The following is a 20,044-nucleotide window of genomic DNA, read 5'->3' on the forward strand; positions in this document are numbered from 1 at the left end:
CTTTTGAGCGAGAAACCACTTTATTTTGATATAAAGTGGTTTTTTATTTGCCAAATCGAAGGAACTTAAAATCGATTTCTCAACGCAAAAATATTGCGATTAATTAAAATTCAATCCGCGCAGTCAGCGATAAAAACCTCGCTCGTTGTAGCGTTTCTGCAATTCCATAGTCTTCTCTCGGCGTGGTCCATTCGCGAACATCAATCGCTGTGTCAGCAGCAAACACATTGTAAAGTGTTGCTTTCAATAATAATCCGTCAAGAATATCGTCGTTTCGGTAGTTGAAAGACAAATCAAAATTATGCGTCCAGTCTAGTCGACCCGCTGTACCGCGCGGAGCTGGATTGCCGTCAGCATCGTAGAATGCGCCGACATAACTCCGGCTTTGACAATCTGCCCAAGGGCTGGTGGGCGCGCACCCGTCAACCCCTAATGGATGCGGTGTTAATTTATTGAGTGGTCTGCCGGACGCCCCTCGATAAGCAACGCCGATAGTCATGCTGTCATTTAGATGGTATAGCCCGGAAAATTTAACTGAGTGTCGGCGGTCGTTTGGTAAATCGCCATTGGCGAAATCGAGAGATTCGCCATAGTCGTAGTCAGACGTCCAACCGGGATCGGCTTGTCCATTGGTTGTTTTAACCAGTCCTTCTGTATTTCCTCGACTATGCGACCAGGTATAAGCAGCGTAAATATTAAAGTCTTCCGTTAACGGACCGCTCAGGACAAAATCAAAGGCAGTATATTTTCGTTCGGCTTTTGGCAATAAGTGATCTTCTTGAGTTAAAGTTATATTATCGACAGTACCGTCGCCGTCAAAATCATACGCCAGTTCTATTTCTTCGCCAGGATTAGACAAAACATAAAAACTGCTTTGACCTGTGTTATTAACGATTCCTAGCTCGGCTAACTTGATGTCTAAAATTGGGCCATAGTCGGTGTCTTCCACAGATCGTTTTAGTTCATTAAAAATTGCCGTGGCACTGAATTCGAATCCATTTATTTCTGTGCCGTAACCAATAGAGAATTGCTCAGAAAACATCGCTTTGAGATTTTTAGACGCTATCAGGTTTGGATCAGTAATACCGTTTTGTCGATAAAAGCGGGGGATGAGCGTGTTGCCTCGAGTTGGCGAACCATCAGGCAAAAGGACTGGCCTTTCGCCGGGCGTCGGATTTTCGTAATAATCAAAATACTCGAAAGCTGAACTTCCCTGGGTAATATTCATCCTTGCCGCAACAGGCTGAAAGTAGCGGCCAAATGACGCGTGAATTTTATGTTCACCTTGAGCGCCAATATCCCAGATTGCGGCTAAGCGAGGTGCAACATTACCATCGAGATCTGCGTAAGCTTCTCCACTGGAAACCGTATTTTCAAAATCAACAAATCGAACTCCCAGGTTAATAGTTAGCTCGTTGGACGCTTGCCATGAATCTTGAACGTAATATGCTTTAGAGCTGACGATAGAATCTGAAAAGCGATTTCTAATGCGACGCCGAATAAATTCTGTTCCATCAGCAAGACCATCGTTAACCGCTGATGCGCCGATACTGCCGACCCCTGCAAAACCATAGCTCCACCAGCCGGTTGCCGCGCTCGCATCAACAGCATTCAGATCACCGACTGCTACGCCATTTTGACGGTTATTAACCAATACATCAATTTCGTATTGATCAATACCAAAGGAAATATTATGGTTTTCTAAATCGAGCTGAAAGTCTGCTCGAAATTGATCGCGGGTGAATTCTTGTGGCTCAAGTGCGCTGTCACTGTGGGTGCTATAAGTTACACAATTGCCAGTGCTGCAATCTTGCACTGCAGGTAAATCATTTGCGGGAATAGGAACTTCTTCTTCTTCTGTTCTTCCCCAGACAACGTCCATTGAAAAATGATCACTTAGTTCTCCGTGATAGGTTAGTCCAACAAAATTTCCGCCCAGTTGGGAAAAGGACTTTCCATCTGAACCGGGTTGAAGTGGTAGAATTTGATCCGTTAAAGCATCATAATTTTGCGTGACTCGAGTTTCGTCTCGTTGGGTATTAAAAGCCGTTAATTTAACTGAGTGGTTATCGGTAATAAACCACTCAGTGTTCACAAACCAGCGGTCTGATTTTCTTTCTCTTGAAACGAAAACGGCATTCGTTGCCCACTCGTCGTTGTCTTGAATTGGATTGTAGAGCACGTAGAAAAAAGCTCTGTCCTCCATAATTGGGCCACTTGCCCAGACATTGAATTCTTGATACTTAGATGCATCTCTTTCGTTGTTGATACTGTATGTTTCTGGCGTGCTTTTTAGTCGAACAGAGTCGTGTGCGGTATAACCAAAGCTGGGATCATATCGGACTTCGGCACCGAATTTAAAATAGTTATCACCGGTTTTTGAAACTGAATTAATGATCCCACCGAGAGCGCCGCCAAATTCTGCGGTGACACCGCTGGTTTGAACATTGGTTTGCGCAATCGCTTCAAACGGCATATCAAAAGCGCCGAGACCTGATTGGATCTGGGTGATATTAATTCCATTTAAATAAAATCCGTTTTCCGCTGAGGATGCACCACCGATAGAAGAAGCGCCATTGAAAGCAACGGGTGCACCATTTTCAACAGTTCCCGAAGTCATTAATATTAATGATTCAAAATTAGCGTTAACGGGCATTAATTCCATTTCCTGAAAGTCAAATGCGCGACCGGCAGTCGTCTCCGCCATATCCAGTTTTTTGATCACCGAGCCGACCACTCGAATCACTTTACCATCGGTAGTCTGGCTGCCTAAAGTGGTCTCAATAATGGCTGGATTACCAACAACAATTTTGATCGTATTGTTATCACTTTCGTAACCATCGGCCGATACAACAATTGAATATTCACCGACAGGTAAGTTGCGCAACACGTAGTTTCCTGTCGCGTTTGTTGAAATTGTACGAGTCGTTCCTTTGGTTTTATGGGTGACGGTGACTACGGCGTTAGCAATCTCTTTTCCATAGTTTGATTCAACCTGACCTCGGATTTCTCCGCCGGTGTCTGCCGCCATAATCTTCACGGCGCACAAAGACAAGCCCAAAGTTATCAGCCGTTTAGCTATTTTCTTCATTAATATCTCCCCAAGCTATTGTTTTTACATATATTTTTGGTTAATTGTGTTGTATGCTTTTGCGACATCAGGGATTTGATAAATCCAATTTTTCTGCAAAATATTGTCAGTAAACGGATATTTTATAGTTCTTAAACTACCATATCGGTTAAATCGTAGATATATCTGAGATATAATTTTAAGTAATTTGAACCGTGTCAGTTTTGGTTCTATGGCTAAGCTTCTGAACGGAATTAAATGAAAGGTTGTCTTTTTTTAGGTGAGTTCTTTTGTCGACATGTGAGCGCTTTTGCAGGCTTTCAATTGGCTTTATTACAAATTGATGAACGCCATCATTAAAAATCGAATTTTGCCAGGTTAGAATCACTATTCTCAGGCAATAAAAGCCAGATTTAAATCGCTTGAATTCAGGCGCGCTTCAGTGTTGCCTGGCCCAACTTATGCACGTGCAAGTTAAAGTGAAAGAGGCGGTCATCGGTAAAATTAAGATGCTAAAATTCAAATAAGATACCTTGCCGAATATCTCCTAAAAACTCTCCTTAGTAAGTGTTGATAAATAGAAACGAAAAGCTAAAAATGGACCTTGAAGAATTGAAGGTCCAACTAAAGTGAGACATCAAGCTCACCTTTTAAACGTGATTTTCTGGCGCTGTTACATCGAATTTATTGCGTATTCAAGATTTCAAAAGAAACCTCAAAGTTTTAACCTCCCCAAAATAAAAAAAACAAATAAACATCGAAATTACGCCTAAAAATTTGCAGCGATAAAGTCCTTTATTTAATCGAGAAATGAGTCCATTGAACTTAATTTAAAAGAAGTCAGATGCCCAATATGTTTATTGATCATGTTTTATAAAGTGAACAGCGGGTAACCTAAGAACAAGTAGTTATTGCATGCAAAAGCATAAATATTGAACGCAATATTACATTTATGTTACACATAGTTATCTCATTTTTCTGTACAAAATTTGGGCAGTTAAGCAAAACCATAAAGTGTAAGTCGTCGAGAGGTGAGATGAAAAATAAGTAATCAAAACAATAAAACACAAAATACACAAGGTAGGAGGAAAATATGAAATTATTTTCAAAATTATCACTGCTTGCGGCATTAATATTGGCTTCGCCAATGGCTAATGCCGCCTATTGCACGGCTAGCGGAGGAGGTAACTATGAGTATATTGCCAATGTGAAAGTTGCGGATCTCGATAATGCATCGAGTGGTCTTTCCGCATACACCGACTATACGTCGCTCACTGCTAATTTAGCGGTAGGCGCTAATGCTGTCACCTTAACCCCGGGATTCGTTAATAATTCATATATCGAGCATTGGGCGGTATATATTGATTTTAACAAGGACGAAGATTTTAGCGATGCGGGCGAGAAGGTGATGACCGGGAGTGGAAGTTCTTCGGTTAACGGGACAATCACTGTGCCAACCAATGCTTCGGGCACTACGCGTATGCGCGTGTTAATGAAATACAATCAAGCGGTGCCTGGTCCATGTGGCGGACTGACATCAGGTGAAGTTGAAGATTACACGGTTTCATTTTCTGGTGGTACGCCTAATGTTGCGCCGGTTGCACGAACAGACGGACCTTATTCCGCGGAAAAAGGAGTTGGTGTTGCTATGAGTAGTAACGACTCATCAGATAGTGACGGTAATATTGTATCGTGGCTCTGGAATTTTGGTGACGGGTCAACCAGCAATTCTCCTAATCCAAATCATGTTTACAACACGGCTGGTACTTACACCGTCACGCTGACGGTGACAGATGATGACGGTGCAACTGGAACTACCACCACCACCGCAACGATTACCGACGGTACCACACCACCACCAGGTAACTATTGTACAAGCTCTGGAGGAGGCACTTACGAATGGATAGCCGGCGTTAAAGTTGCTAATCTGAATAATACTTCTTCAGGCGCAACGCCTTACACTGACTTTACCAACAAGACGGCAAACTTGAAAGTTGGTGCGAATACGATCACCCTGACGCCTGGTTTCAATAATAGCGCCTATACCGAGCACTGGGCGGTCTGGATTGATTTTAATAAGGACGGTGATTTTGCCGATTCAGGTGAGAAATTAACTGGAACATTAAGTGGTAACGCCGCAGTTACAGCGACATTAAATGTTCCGGCCTCAGCATCGGATGTAACCACGCGAATGCGCGTTTCGATGAAATATAACGCAGCGGTTACTGGACCTTGTGAAAATTTCAGTTACGGTGAAGTTGAAGATTATACTGTGACTATTGGCGATTCAACCAATCCACCGCCGCCGACAGATATGCCGGATATGTGTGCGACTTCAGAGCCGACGACAGAAACGAGTTTGACTGATGGCGTGCCGGTTTGTGTGAAAAGCACTTCTCAATTTACCAGCTTTAGTATTGCAGGTGTCAACAATCCAACGAGTATTGCGATTACCACGGCTCATGGTTTAGGTAATCTCACGTTAGAAGCTCGAAATGGCGGAGGCTGGCCAAAACCTGGTGATGACAGTGTTCGCTCCAAACATGTTGGTAATACCGAGTGCGTCATTATCAACAACCCGACAGAGTATTGGACCAATTCGACCTTAAGAGGTCTGTTCAAAGGCGCTACGATCGTTGCTGATTTAAATGCAACAGAATGTCGGGCGACCCCAGGTGCTTCTGATCCAGGTAATACCGGGTACCAATATAACTCCGTTAATGTTTTGATCTACCCATTCAATTTCAATGGGACGCCGTTGGAGTGGACTACCGCGCAGATCAATGAAGAAATGCAAAAGACCAAGCAGTATTATGATGAGCAATCTTATGGCAACTTCAATGTGACCTGGGAAATTAAGCCCGCAATTTACATCAGCGATCCTAAATCGAAATATGATAATGATAAGAGTTTATGGAATCCTACCTATAAAGAAAAACTTATTGAAGCAGGTACTGATCCGAGTTTTCCAGGTGAGGCGACGATAATTATGGTGGCAGCTCCGCCGATTGGTACAGAGGCAACTAACTATATCAATTCACAAGCTGGACCACCGTTAATGGAAATCTATACCTACAAGGCGGGAACCATCGCTCATGAAATGGGACATGCACTAGGTCTTCGTCACTCAATGTCCGTTGAAGGTGGAAATAGCATCATTAACTCGGGTAATGACACTATTACTAACTATGGTAATGTTCACGCCATGATGGGCATGGGGGCACACACCCTTGAAGAATATAACCTGATGTTTAAGAGTTACTTCAAAGACTGGGTCAAAGACAGCGACGTGCCGGTGATAACATCTTCAGGGACTTATCGTATTTATGCTTTTGACCATGGAACTGCGAGTGGCACCAACGCCCCGGGCAATATTGGTATTCGTTTAAAATCCGGTAACGGTTTATATACTTATTGGCTTGAATATAGAACTACAAATGATCGCTACAATGCGCGCACTAAAAATGGTGTGTTGGTCAATATTCAAGGTTATATGGAAAATGAATCATTGCCGTCATTCTGGAATCACCGATCAGCGCTATTGGACATGACGCCAAATTCACAGAGTACCGCAAATTGGGCGCTTGAAGATGAGACTGATGCTGAGTTAGCTATTGGCAAAAGTTTCACCGATCCTTGGAGTGGATTCCGTATCACTCCGACGGCAAAAGGTGGTGCAGAAGATACCGCTAATGCCTGGATTGAAGTCAATGTCGAGATATTTTAAATTCGACGCTGATTAGAATGACTACCAACCTGAAGTCGGGTTGGTAGCCGAATACAAATCGAGTTGATTGTTGGATAAAAACATCAAAGTAATTCCTTTCTATCGTCATGGCATTAATTGTCATGACGATATATTTTGACTGACGGTCAGCTCCCTCTATACCTTTATTCTCAGCCTTTTGGTATGTCTTTTTACGCTTCTCACCGACTGTTTGCTTATTTTTAACTTGAATTAGTACAAAATAACGACAAATCAGTGTTTTAATCTCATTTATAGATATATACTTTAATAGGACGGCAGCAACTATACTTATCGAGTTATGAAACATACTCGGCTAATTCTACGAGTTATTATCCTGGCAAATTTATTTGTCATTAACTGCCTTTTGATTTTTCCTGCCAATAGCCAAGAAGCAGAATTAAACTTAACCGAAACCAAAGTCCATTACACAATCGAAGTGGTTAAACAAATCAGATGGCCGGACGAACAGTCACTGCCGCATTTTGTTATCGGTATTGTTGGCCATGAACGAGGGTTAGTCGAAGCATTTGAACAAAGGAAGTTAACCAGAGTTCGAGGTAAAGCTTTTCAGATTGAACGTATTGATGACTTATCAATTCTGTCGGACCGTTATTCAATAATCTACATTGCGCGTAACAAACGCTCATTGAATAAACAAATATTTTCCCAATTTAATAAAGCACTCATTATCGTAGACGGAAGAGTTGGTTCGCAAGAACAATTGATCAACCTGGTAACCGATCGAGATAGAGTCAAGATAAAATTAAATCGAGAAAATATTTCCCAACGAGGCTTTTTCATTTCCGCAAACCTGCTGGATTTTGCAGGCACCAGAGAGGATTTGAGCGATGAGCTTAAACATAGAGATTCGAGATTAAAAGAGCTTGTCGCTGAAGTAGGAGAAAAAGAGAAAGAGTTAGGCGTTCTTGATCAAAAACTCAAGGAAAGTACAAGACTACTAGACTTTGAAAAACAAAAACTATCTAAAAATAATCTTTTGCTAGAAGAGAATCAGGCACAACTCACTCAATTAGAAAAGGAAATTAAAGACTCAGTGGAAGAGATTAAAAAAAACGAGCAAGATATCGCTAATCAAAAAAAACTTATGGCGCAAAGGCTCCAGGAAGTCCGTGAAAAGGAGTCGGAAGTAGCGATGCTACAATCTAATATTGACTTGAACCAGCAAGTTTTAGTTCAACAACAAGTAAGAATTACCAAACAAAAAAAAACCATTGAAAGCCGAGACGAGACCATCGTTGAACAACAAGGTTGGATGAAAGTCATTTTATTTGTATCTTTGGTTTTTTTCATCATGATTTATTTTCTGTTAAAAACTAATCGACTGCGAAGAAAAGCAAACAATGAACTAAAGCAGCTGAACTCCAAACTATACGAGCTAGCGACGACTGATGGTTTAACCAATTTATACAATCGTCGTTATTTTTTTGAAGCTGCACAAAAAGAACTACTGCGAGAAAAACGTACCCATAGCCACTCGGTATTGATGATGATCGATATTGATCATTTTAAAAATGTTAATGATACCTATGGTCACCCTTTGGGAGATCAGGTTATTCGGGTTGTCGCGGATATTCTAAAAGCGAGTATGCGAGAATATGATATCGTCGGGCGCCTGGGTGGCGAAGAATATGCCATGATGTTGATGGATTGTGATATCAACCAGGCAACTGAAATAGCGGTGCGATTGTGTAAACGGGTTTCCGAACGTGAAATTGCCAGCGATAGCATTTCATTACGCGTTACCGTGAGCATCGGATTAAGCCCGGTCAATATTGAAGACACCGATATTGAACAATCGATTGTTCGTGCAGATAAAGCGCTTTACAAAGCGAAAAGTAGTGGTCGAAACCGTGTCGTTACTTTTTCAGATGATATTAACCATGAGCCTGTCATTGAAAAGTTCGTTTACAAGTGAAGCTTGTATTCGAAAGCTTTGCCTCCAGACTTTGCTTTACAGTTATCAGTAACCGATAGAAACAAGGTTAACATTATCCAGTTAAAAGCTTTGCTTGTTTTTCCTTATAAAAGCCTATTGGTTTTAACAAACACTTCCAACAAATTTTCGAAGAAAATGCACGGCACTTTCGAGTGTTGAAAGAAAGCTTGTCAAAATATGATAAATTCGGCTCAACTAATCAGTTGTTAAATTTTTAGTGGACTTCTGGTTTTTTGTTTGTAATAGATGTGGCGGCTGTTTAGGCCCTGAAAGAGATGGTGAACAAGTTTTCTGGTGTGCAATAAATTAGTTGTTCGGCTTTTTTGTTGCGTAAAATTCGATTGAAAACTATTTTTTACTGAAATTATTGGCTGAGATTTTTTCAAAAATATTTTAGCAGATTTACAATTTAGAGCGCATGTTTTTTATTGCCAGTAAAAAGAAATACTATACTGAATTTCCGAAAGATAATAAAAAAATTGTCAAAAAGACGTAGCGCGAAATTTGATTGGTATTGCCGTTAATAAGAATAAATCAAAATATATCCACCTTCTTTAACCTCTTCTAACCGGAAGGTGATAACAATGAAAAAGCAAGTTCTATTTATTTTATGGTCTTTAATTTTTGTGACTTTCGCGAGTAAATTATTCGCGCAGCAAAGTCTTAATCAATGGAATCAATATGTGGGCGTTGTCAATGTCAAATTTTCGGAGAAACAAACCCGCGCACTCGATTTGATGGCTAAACAAAAAAACAACAATGCACGTCAATTTACCGTTGGAGAGTATGGTTACGTTTCAACCGGCATTAATGAAATAGACAAAAGAAACCAACAATTCAAAGTTAACTCAATGGAAAGAATTTTCAGGCCGGGCGGTAAGTATGAGGCCCGGCACCGAGCCCATGGATTGCATTTGTGGTATCGAATTACATTCGATCCTGCCTATGAAGTGAATACGGTGGTGGATAGTTACCAACAAATCTCTGTGATTGAAGTTGCGAACGCGGTGTATGAAGCGCGTATTAGTGATGGCTGGAATGAAAATATAGATACACCACCGTCAATTTCCAAAATGGATTTGGAATTTTTGGATCCCTTGTCATTTGATGGCGCACCAAACGATCCTAGATATCCAGAACAATGGCATTATCACAATACCGGACAATCAGGTGGCACGCCGGGGAGTGATATTCGAGCTCAAGATGCCTGGGCGATTGAAACCGGTGATCCAAGGGTAATAGTTGCTGTTCATGATACAGGTATTCAAGTCGACCACGAAGATTTAGCCGGTAATATGTGGGTCAACTCGGGCGAAATTGCTGGTAATGGAATTGACGATGATAACAATGGATTTGTTGATGATGTTAACGGATACAATTTTAACGATGACAACGGAGTAATTATTGCCGGCGGACATGGTACCCACGTGGCCGGAACAATTGCCGCGGAAACTAATAATGGAATTGGTGTTGCAGGTATTGCCGGTGGGACGGGAAATAACGACGGCGTTCGATTAATGAGTTGCGCGATATTTGGGCCGAGTGGTGTTGGTGCTAATCGTATCCCGGAATCGTTTGTTTATGCCGCGGATAATGGGGCGGTTATTTCGCAAAATAGCTGGGGAGGCGGTTCTAGTAATGGCCAATCGGCAATCAATGCCGCGATTGATTATTTTATCGCTAACGCTGGCGGTAATGAACAGGCCATGGATGGAGGAATCGTTTTTTTTGCTACAGGAAATGACGACGCTGAATCTAATCAGCACCCTGGTGCTTATGAGCCGGTGGTTTCGGTGGTTGCAACTTCTAATCGCGATAAGAGAGCCTCTTATTCTAATTATCACGCTAACGCTGATGTAGCGGCGCCGGCTGGGGAAGGTCTTACTATGTCTACGCTCAGTACAACAAAAGATAATCGATATGGTTTTTCTTGGGGAACTTCGATGGCCACTCCCCATGTCTCAGGATTAGCCGCTTTGGTTGTTTCTAATAATTTTGGCAGCCTGACTTCGGCAGACCTGAGAACTATCATAGAAAAAACTACCGACCCAATTGACTTTTTAAACCCGGAATATAAAGACTTGCTAGGCTCAGGCAGAGTGAATGCCTATAAAGCGCTTGTGTCTGGGCAAAACAGAGATATGCCGCTCGCAGTGAGAACAAGTAATATCACTACGAGCAGTGCTGATCTCAGCTGGACATCGTTAACCAATGCCAGCAATTTTGAAATTAGATATAAACCGGCAGAAACATCTAATTGGATTACTGTTTCTTCAAATACAACATCCAAACAAATTAACGGATTAGCTGAAGGTGAAAAATATATCGTACAGGTAAGGGCGATCAGCAATACTGGTACTTCACGTTATTCTTTTGAATCGTCTTTTACTGCGGGCGTAACCAGTCTTGATGCGCCGGCCAATTTTTCTGTGAGCAATGTCGGAGAAGCTGAAGCCGAATTGAATTGGATAAAAGTCTTCGGCGCTATTGATTATGAAATTAGATTTAAAAAGTCCGATGAAACTCAATGGTCAGTGATTCCCGTGACGACTTTTACGCAAAAAGAAGCGGAAGATCTGGTTCCTGACACAAGTTATCGCTTTGAGGTTAGGTCGGCAAACAATGGTGTCTATTCGGATTATAGTTCGGTTGAGTTTCACACGACTTTTACGCCATGTGGCACCATTTTGCCTTGGCAGGATATTGCTTATCAAGGCGGCGCAGAAGTGGCTTTCAAAGGATTCATCTATCGTAATAAATGGTATGTTGATGGTGATGATATTCCGGGTAAATCTAGTATCTGGCAGAAAAAAGGAGCTTGTAGCGGTAACGTCGCGCCAACGGTCAATATTACTTCTCACTCTGATGGGCAGGTAATCGAACAAGAAAATTTGAGCGTGATTAGATTAATCGCGTCGGCTTCTGATAGTAATGGTAGTGTTACCAGTGTGCAATTTTCAGTTAATGGAACAGCGCTCGCTGAAGGCAGTTCCGTGGACTGGTTACCTGCCAATTATGGTAGTTACACAATTAAAGTTGTTGCTACAGATAATGATGGAGCAACGGCGGAAAAACAAATTACGTTGACCATCCAACAAGATGTCAACCAACTACCCAGCGTCAGTATTACCTCGCATACCAATGGCCAGATTATTGAACAAGAAAACCTGACTGCGATCACTTTAACCGCTTCAGCGACAGATTCTGACGGAAGTATTTTGAGCGTTCAGTTTTCGGTTAATGGAAGCGATTTAGTCAGTGGTAGTTCAGTGAGTTGGTTACCGGGTGATTATGGGAATCACACGATAAAAGTGATTACCACCGATAACGAAGGCGGCCAGGCCAGCGAACAAATTACGCTGACGTTGAAGAAGCCTGTGGCGAATGATTGCGATGGCGTTGCTGCCTGGAGTGCTTCACAAACCTATTCAGCCGCCGGTATAGAAGTTTCTCACAATAATTTTATCTATCGAAGTAAATGGTGGACTAAAGGAAACGAACCGGGAACAGGCGGACCTTGGGGGCCATGGGAGCTCGTTGAACCATGTTGAAGTCGGTTATTTTATGAGATGAGTGTTTTAGTAACGTGCTAGTGAAATATTGCGTTTTGTCAGAGATTGCCGATTATCAGTTGCGGCAATTTTTGACAAACACTGCATGTTATAGAGACGGTATTTTTTGGTGACAGTTGAATAACTTCTTAACTAAAAGAGCGAGAATATGACCAACAAGTTTGTGCAAATCTCGGGATTGTACTAGGTTTGTATTCTAGTGGTCATAATCTGCATAAATGGATTTATATATGCTACGCACTTTAATACTTTTAGTCGCTCTATCACCCTTAATCGCATCTCCAGAGTCTCCTTATGAGCTGTTTGATTTAAGCCTGGAAGAGCTTTTATTTGTACGAGTAAAAACAGCATCAGGTATCGAAGAGTCAGTAAAAAATGCCCCCGCAGCCATGATAATTGTCACCCAAAATGAGATTGCTGAGCGGGGATATAATGATCTCGCCGAAGTATTAGCTGATTTACCGGGATTTGATGTTCGTTTTGTAAATGGCTCTTTGTATACCATTGTTCAGGCTCGAGGCCACACAAGTTTGCCGTCGACTTTGTTTATGGTTGATGGCGTTGTTGAAAATACGCTTTGGGACTTATCTCCTGTATTTAGTCGTCAATACCCACTCTCAAATATTAAACAAATTGAGATTATGTATGGGCCTGGCTCGGCGGTTCATGGTCCGAACGCGCTGGCGGCAGTGGTTAATGTAATTACCAATGATGGTAAGTCTCTGGACATTGGCGACCACAAGGTGAGCGTGCATGGCTACTCGGGAGAGTATTCGACAAAATCAATCGAACTTAGTGCGATGGGACGAGAAGAGGAGTTGTACTACTCGATTTCAGCGCGTTCATTTGAAAGCGATGAGCCCGACTTTTCAAGTCGTTGGGGATTTCTATCTAATGAGCTTTATAGTGATCGCCGAGTTTGGGGGCCGCTATTAGATGTCAGGCAAGATGGTCTTTCGCTAGGGCATTACGCGGATCCAACTGAGGACTGGGGAGTCATAGCGAAGTTAGGCTACGGCAACACTCGTCTGTCGGTTCATAGTTGGCAAACGAAAGAGGGATATGGGCCGACTTACGCGGCAGATCGAATACAGAATAATGTGTATTGGCGAAATAATTCGAATCAGATTTTTCTGGAAAACGAAACGCTTGTTAACGATGAATTAAGCTTAACTAGTTTGTTGTTATACCGTAAAAGTAGAATCTGGGGAAATTGGGCAGAGGCATTGCCCGATTTTGTGACACCAGATGAAACTCAATCTCTTATCAGTTACACACGATGGAATACTTACAGCCATAGTACACTTTTAAAAGAAGATTTTGAGTATCAATTAAGTACAGATATAACGATAAATGGTGGAATAAAATTCGAGCGAAAAGAGTTAACCAAAGCTTATGATATTCCGGGCTACTATGGCGCCTTTAGTTCTACCGTGCCAAACACTGAGTTGGGACCGTTGGGTTTGGGAGCGGCTATTTTTCACAGTTCGAACCTTACCTATAGTTTGGTCCCGTTCCCGGATAAGGAAATGCCCTCTGACAATTTACAAACCACCGATGATTACGGCGTGTATTTTCAATCGATTATAAACACCGACAATTTTCGTTATCACCTCGGGGGACGTTTTGACAAAAATAGTATCTATGGCAGCAGCTTTAACCCCAGGTTGTCACTAATTTATAATTTGAGTGAAAAGTCACGAGTAAAACTTTCTTACCAGGAAGCGTTTTTAGAGCCGTCAGCATTAATTCTTTTTGGCGGATTTAGTGATCGTAATGCCGATCCAGAGCGGCGTCCTGAAGAAACTAAAAATCTGGAGTTAATCTGGCAATTTGAACATAAGAACTGGCAGCACGATGCCTCCTTATATCAAGCCAGATACGATAATAGTGTACGTCAGGGCCAAGTGGTTGAACATGAAACGATAGGCTTAGAATATCGAGGGCGATATCAATGGCAGCCAGGTCTGAGTTTTCTCGAGAAATTAAGCGGTTACCTTTATTACACATATACTGATTCAACGGTGGCTCTCAACGTCCTTTCCTCATTAGGAATTGATGAGTTTCGAACTGTTGATGTCGGAGGAAGCGCTCCCCATAAAATCCGTTTAGGCAGCACCTTTGTATTGAATGATAATTGGAGCGTCAATGTTCGAGCAAGTTATGATGCTAAACAGAAATTTTTATTTGGACATTCTTTTCGCCTGAGAGGCGACAAAGCGCCCAGTGTCTTCGACCTTTCAACCGCAGTGCAATTTAAACATAGTAACTGGAGAGCTGGGCTCAAAATTAAGAATTTACTCGATAAAGATAATTTTCAGGCACATCTCGTCGAAAATCACGCTGGTGATGATTTTAGTTCTCGAAGTCAGGGCTTTGCAAATCCTCTTATTCCTCAACCCAAAAGGGCATGGTACTTTTTTCTTAGTTATCAAATGAAATGATGCAGTGAGGAGCAGCTTCACAAAAGTTGGCATTATTTTTGGAGTTGTAAAGTTAAAAATTTAGACAAAAAATAATCTCACCAGTGTTCACGTGCTGTTTGAGGTTATTGCCAGCTGAGTAAAACTATCACTTTGCACATTTTGAGTGCGGCTTATATTGAGTTCGTTCCAAATAAGTGCAATTGAAGAAAACCAAATGTTTTGAAAATTAAATGTTTTAAAAATTAAACACTATGAAAATTAAAATTGATGATTTAAGCGGTCGCGAAATTGCCGAACTTTTAACTGAACATATGGAAGAAATGCATTTACATTCTCCCAAAGAGAGTATTCATGCACTCGATCTTCATGGGTTAAGGCAGCCGGAAATTACCTTTTGGAGTATTTGGGAAAATGGAGAACTATTAGGCTGCGGTGCGTTAAATGAAATGAATGGGCGACACGCTGAAATCAAATCCATGCGGGTAACCTATCGCCATCAAGGGAAGGGAATTGCGAATATTATTCTTGAGCATCTGTTGGCTGAAGCGAAACATCGAGGTTATCAACAATTGAGTTTGGAAACGGGTTCAATGGATGCATTTAATCGAGCCAGAAAACTTTACGAAAAGTATGGTTTTGATTATTGCGGTCCGTTTGCTGATTATCGCGAAGATCCCAATAGTGTGTTTATGACGAAAAAGCTTTGAGGATTTCTGTCTCAAAGCCAGTCGTTTGATGAGCGATAACTTGTCCCTGTCGAGTTTATTTTTATTGATCTTTTTCTTATGATGTTTTGGACTTATTCACGTACTCTGTATTTTTAACGCCGAACTGTTCCTTGATAAAGTGCCAAAATCTTCGGCTCAAGTTAGTAATATCATCGCCAACACAATACAAAGACGGAACTAAAAACACAGTAACAAATAGCGCAAATGTCACGCCGAAGGCTAGTGCCAGTACCGCAGGTTTTAGAAACTGAGCGTCGGTTGAACGCTCCATCATAATCGGAATTAGCCCGACGAATGTGGTTACTGTCGTCAGCATGATCGGTCTAAACCTGGCTACACCGGCCTCTATCACTGCGTCAATTGCCGAATAGCCTTTGGCGCGAAGTTTCTCAATATAATCCACTAGCACCAGATTATCGTTGACGACAACCCCGGCGGCGGCACCAATACCAAAGAAAGAAAACATTGCCATGGAAATTCCGAAGGTTAAATGGCCGTAGACCGCTCCCATAAATCCAAAAGGAATGGCCGTCATGATAAGAAGTGGCAAAAAATAGGATTTAAAAGCGACGGCGATTAACGCGTACATGATAAACAGCGCAATAAAATAGAGTGAGCGAAGTTCGTTGAGGAATTCGGCTTCGGCTCGGGCTTGCCCACTATGGTTAACGACAAGTTCGGGGTATTTTATCGCCAGCTCCGGTAAGAAATTATCGACCACATCTTTGTTGATGTCACTCATCACATCGCTGGTTACATCGGCGGTTACTCTAACGACTCTCTCGTTATCCTGGCGTTGAATACGTCGGACTCCGGCTGCGACTTCAACTTCGACAATCGATAATAAAGGGATCTCTCTTCCGTCTGGTAAACGAACTCTAAAATTGTTCAAGCTTTCCAGGTTATAACGAGATTCTTTCGGGTAGCGTACCATCACTCTGACGTCGCCATTTTCTCGCGGTAAACGCTGTACTTCTTCACCATAGTAGGCTTGTCTAACTTGCTGCGAAACTGTCGCCAGATCGACTCCTAGCTTTTCTGCGCCCGGCAATAATTTAATCAAAAGCTCAAAAGTTTCGCCGCGCATATTATCGCGAACATAAAACGTTCCTTCATACTCATAAAGTTTAGCTTTGAGATCATTAGCGGCCGCTTGCAACATTGCCAGGTCGTGATGTTTCAGTACAAAACTCACGCGAGGCGTCGAATTATTCATGGTGTAGTTAATTTCAATTTCGTCTGCGTCAGGGACATCGCCAACTAGTTCTCGCAATCTTGTCGCGGCTTCTTTGGCGGACAAGTCCCTGACTTCTGGTGGTGCTAAACTAATGATGGCAATCACACTGTCACGTCGTGAGCGTGTGTACCAACCTTGAATTAGCTTGCCGGTTCCGCCTTCTGACTTAGCGCGAGATTCGACTTCGTCAATTAACTTGAGCTCCGCTTTTTGTAATTGGTCAAGTATTTCCAGCGCTCGTTTGTACGGTGTGCCGGTTGGTAAAGTGACGTTTAGATAAATTATTTCCGCTTCCACTTCTGGCATAAAATTAAACTTTACCCAACCGTTATTATAAATACCGAAACTCACCATAAACGAAACCAGGAAAATACTACTGGTAACATAACGATGGGTTACTGCGGATTTTACCCAGCGACGATAAGTACTGTGGGAAAATTTAACGATGCTCTGGGCAATATTTTTTTGTAATTGCGCAAACCAATTTAAAGTTTCTCGGTGCTTTAGCTGTCGCAAATGTGCGGGTAATATCAGGAAGGCTTCGATAATGGAAATCGTTAGTGCGGCGGTGATAACAATTGATAACTGTCTCGTCGCTTGGGCGTCTTCGCCGGTCAAAAAGAACCAGGGGGCGAATGCGACTATAGTGGTTAATACTGCAAAGATAACCGGTTTAGAAACCGCCATTGCGCCTTGAACTGATGCTTCAACGCCGTCAAACTTATGGCTGTGTTCATAAATACTTTCACCGACTACAATGGCATCGTCAACCACGATGCCGAGCACTAATAAAAATGCAAAGGTTGACAAAATATTCAGCGAAACATCGTTCGCCGGAAGCATGGCAAAAGTTCCCATAAACGCAACGGCAATACCCACGGTTACCCAAACGGCTACTTTGGGGCGCAGTGATAAGAAAAGCACCAAAAACACGAGGAACAGTCCGACCGTGGCAGAACTACTGATAGTATTCATACGCGACTTGTAGGTGTTGGCCTGGTCTAGCCAAATCGACAAACTCACGCCTTCAGGTAGTGCTTTTTGTTTTTTGTCCATCCATTCGCGAACGGTATCGCTAAGCTTGACGATCTGCATATTGTCAGTTGACATAATTTGAATCAAAACGGCCGGCTCACCATTCAGCGTCGCTAGAATTTCTTCGTCTTCAAATCCATCAATAACCGATGCCACATCATCTAATTGTACGATTGCACCGTTTTCACTTTGACGGACGATAATTTCTTTGAATTGCCTTTCTGAATTGGCCAGGTTTCTCGCTCTGAGCAAAACGTCGCCGGTCTCGGTTCTTATTCGACCCGACGAAATATTAATTGAACTTTTTCGAATGGCGTCGGCAACATCGGCGAAACTCAAACCAAATTTTCTCAGAGAATCTTCTGATACCTCGATGGTGACTTCTTCACGCCGAGTACCGAACAGGTTGACGATAGATACATAGGGAAGGGCTGCAACTTCATCCCTTAGATCCTCGGCTAAGTTTTTCAAAGTTCTTTCATCGAGTTCGCCATGAACTGCAACTCTTAATACTTCCTGACGGTAAATAACACGACTTACTCTGGGATTTTCCATGTCGCGGGGGAGAGCGTTGACAGAATCAACGATACCTTTGATTTCGTTAAGGAACTCGTCCAGATCAACATCTGGATAGGTAACGATTTCGATTTCGCCGTAGTTTTCGGTCGCGGTGGAATAAATGCGATAGACGTTGTCTAGATTGCTTAATGCTTCTTCGACGCGAACAATGATCTGTTCTTCAACTTCTTGTGGAGCGGCGCCGGGCCAAACGAATTCAATTCTAACCTGGCTAGGCTTAAAGGAAGGAAACGTCTCGCGCTCCATGGCTAAAAATCCGAGTATTCCGGCGAGCACAATACCTACCATTAAAAGATTTGAAGCGACGGAGTTGTTTGCCCACCAGTTAATTAACTTTTTCATTCTAGACCACCTGCAATTGCGACTGCTTTGGTGTCAGTTTTTTCATTCTTTTTCTTGTCGTTTTTTTTCACAGTGTTTGCAGGTGAATTTTCCAGCGCGGAAATACGCATGCCTGGTATCGGGTTTCGAATAGATGATACGATGACTCTCTCGTCTGGCTGAACGCCGGAGTCGATGATCGCCATTGTCGGTGAACTATGGGCAACTTTTACCTGACGAATATCAAGGCGTTCTTCTGAGTCGATAACGAAAACATTATTGCCAGCTCTTAAAGCGTCTCTCGGTATGACCGTTGCATTGTTGATTTTGCGACCCTGGATTTCCGCTTTCACATACAACCCGACGGCAAGTGGCATGTTATTTTGCGACACGTTTTCATCGTAAGGAGAACGAACTTCAACCTGGCCATACACGGAGCGGGTCTGGCTATCGACTGACGCATCAAGCCGAACTAATTCGCCTTGCCAATATTGCATTTTTCCGGCAACCAATGCACTCAGGTTGACAATTAGTGGGTCTTTGCCGTCGGCAATAAAACCTATGGGAAGGTCCAGAGAGGCTAATTCATCATCGTCCAGTGGAACACGAACTTCAACGATGTTAGTGGAAAAGGCCCGACCTAAAGAAGTCCCTGGCGTGACGTACTGCCCAATGTCGACGCTTTTTTCAATAACGCGTCCATTAAAGGGTAACGAGATTTGGGTTCGTGCAAGGTTGAGTTCGGCCAAAGATAAAGAAGCGCGGGCCGCTTCAAGTCTTGCCCGAGCTTGCGCGACTTGCGGTTTTTTTAGTGCGAGCGGGGAGGCTTTTGCGGGATTAATCAATTGTTTTCGCGCGACATCTGCTGTAGCTAATGCTTCCTGAAGTTCAACTTCGGCGGCGGCGACAGCCGCCTGTGCCTGGGAAAGGGCAAGTTTGTAATCGGTATCTTCAATGCTAATCAGTGCAATACCTGAAGTGACAATACCACCTTCCGTAAATTCTGAGGATATTGACTTTATACGCCCGGCAACCTGTGCAACCAGAGCTACCTCAGTGCGCGCTCTAACTTCTCCTTGAGTAGAAACCAGTAAAGGTACATTTGACTGTTTCGCACGTTCGACATACACGCTAACAGGTCTGATGGCTTCAGTTTTCTTTTCCGGTTGGGGTTTGCTGGCTTCTAGTAACTTGACGGCGCCGAAGCCAACGAGAACAATTGCAATGGGTGCGACGACCTTAATTATTATTCCTTTCATGTGATCACTCATGGATTATTTGCAAATATTAGTTCTTAAGACGTAATACAGAACAATTTTGTTTGCATTGAATTAAAAACTTAAAACTGTGCGGGAAGCCAGACAGGGCGGG

Annotated in this window: 8 protein-coding genes; 5 read left to right on the forward strand and 3 right to left on the reverse strand. The window is 42.6% G+C overall.

Annotated features, from left to right (window positions below):
• Positions 1–103: 103 nt before the first annotated feature.
• Positions 104–3,091: a TonB-dependent receptor gene (locus FLL46_RS12100; RefSeq protein ID WP_142893784.1), complete on the reverse strand. Its 2,988-nt coding sequence runs from the start codon at positions 3,089–3,091 to the stop codon at positions 104–106.
• Positions 3,092–4,163: 1,072 nt separating this feature from the next.
• Between FLL46_RS12100 and FLL46_RS12105 the strand changes: the two genes are divergently transcribed.
• From FLL46_RS12105 to FLL46_RS12125, 5 genes are all read left to right on the forward strand, one after another.
• Positions 4,164–6,797, forward strand: a complete 2,634-nt coding sequence (locus FLL46_RS12105; RefSeq protein ID WP_142893785.1) for a GEVED domain-containing protein — start codon at positions 4,164–4,166, stop codon at positions 6,795–6,797.
• Between the two features lie 319 nt (positions 6,798–7,116).
• On the forward strand, positions 7,117–8,754 hold the full coding sequence (locus tag FLL46_RS12110; RefSeq protein WP_142893786.1) for a YfiR/HmsC family protein: 1,638 nt from the start codon (positions 7,117–7,119) through the stop codon (positions 8,752–8,754).
• A gap of 605 nt (positions 8,755–9,359) precedes the next feature.
• Positions 9,360–12,326, forward strand: a complete 2,967-nt coding sequence (locus tag FLL46_RS12115; protein WP_142893787.1) for a S8 family serine peptidase — start codon at positions 9,360–9,362, stop codon at positions 12,324–12,326.
• Positions 12,327–12,577: 251 nt separating this feature from the next.
• A complete protein-coding gene (locus FLL46_RS12120) occupies positions 12,578–14,791 on the forward strand; it encodes a TonB-dependent receptor plug domain-containing protein (RefSeq protein ID WP_168204142.1) in 2,214 nt (737 codons plus the stop codon).
• 233 nt (positions 14,792–15,024) lie between these two features.
• Positions 15,025–15,480, forward strand: coding sequence for a GNAT family N-acetyltransferase (locus tag FLL46_RS12125; protein WP_142893789.1), 456 nt, complete (start codon positions 15,025–15,027; stop codon positions 15,478–15,480).
• A 76-nt stretch (positions 15,481–15,556) separates the two neighbouring features.
• Here FLL46_RS12125 and FLL46_RS12130 read toward each other — a convergent pair whose 3' ends face one another.
• Together FLL46_RS12130 and FLL46_RS12135 are read right to left on the reverse strand one after the other, a co-directional pair.
• Positions 15,557–18,694, reverse strand: coding sequence for an efflux RND transporter permease subunit (locus FLL46_RS12130; protein WP_142893790.1), 3,138 nt, complete (start codon positions 18,692–18,694; stop codon positions 15,557–15,559).
• The gene (locus FLL46_RS12135) at positions 18,691–19,932 is read right to left on the reverse strand and encodes an efflux RND transporter periplasmic adaptor subunit (RefSeq protein ID WP_142893791.1); all 1,242 of its coding nucleotides are present in this window, start codon (positions 19,930–19,932) and stop codon (positions 18,691–18,693) included. Before FLL46_RS12135 ends, FLL46_RS12130 begins: the two co-directional genes overlap by 4 nt.
• Between the last annotated feature and the right edge of the window lie 112 nt (positions 19,933–20,044).

Origin of the sequence: Aliikangiella coralliicola, assembly GCF_007004725.1 — a bacterium.
GTDB classification, from domain to species: Bacteria; Pseudomonadota; Gammaproteobacteria; order Enterobacterales; family Kangiellaceae; genus Aliikangiella; species Aliikangiella coralliicola.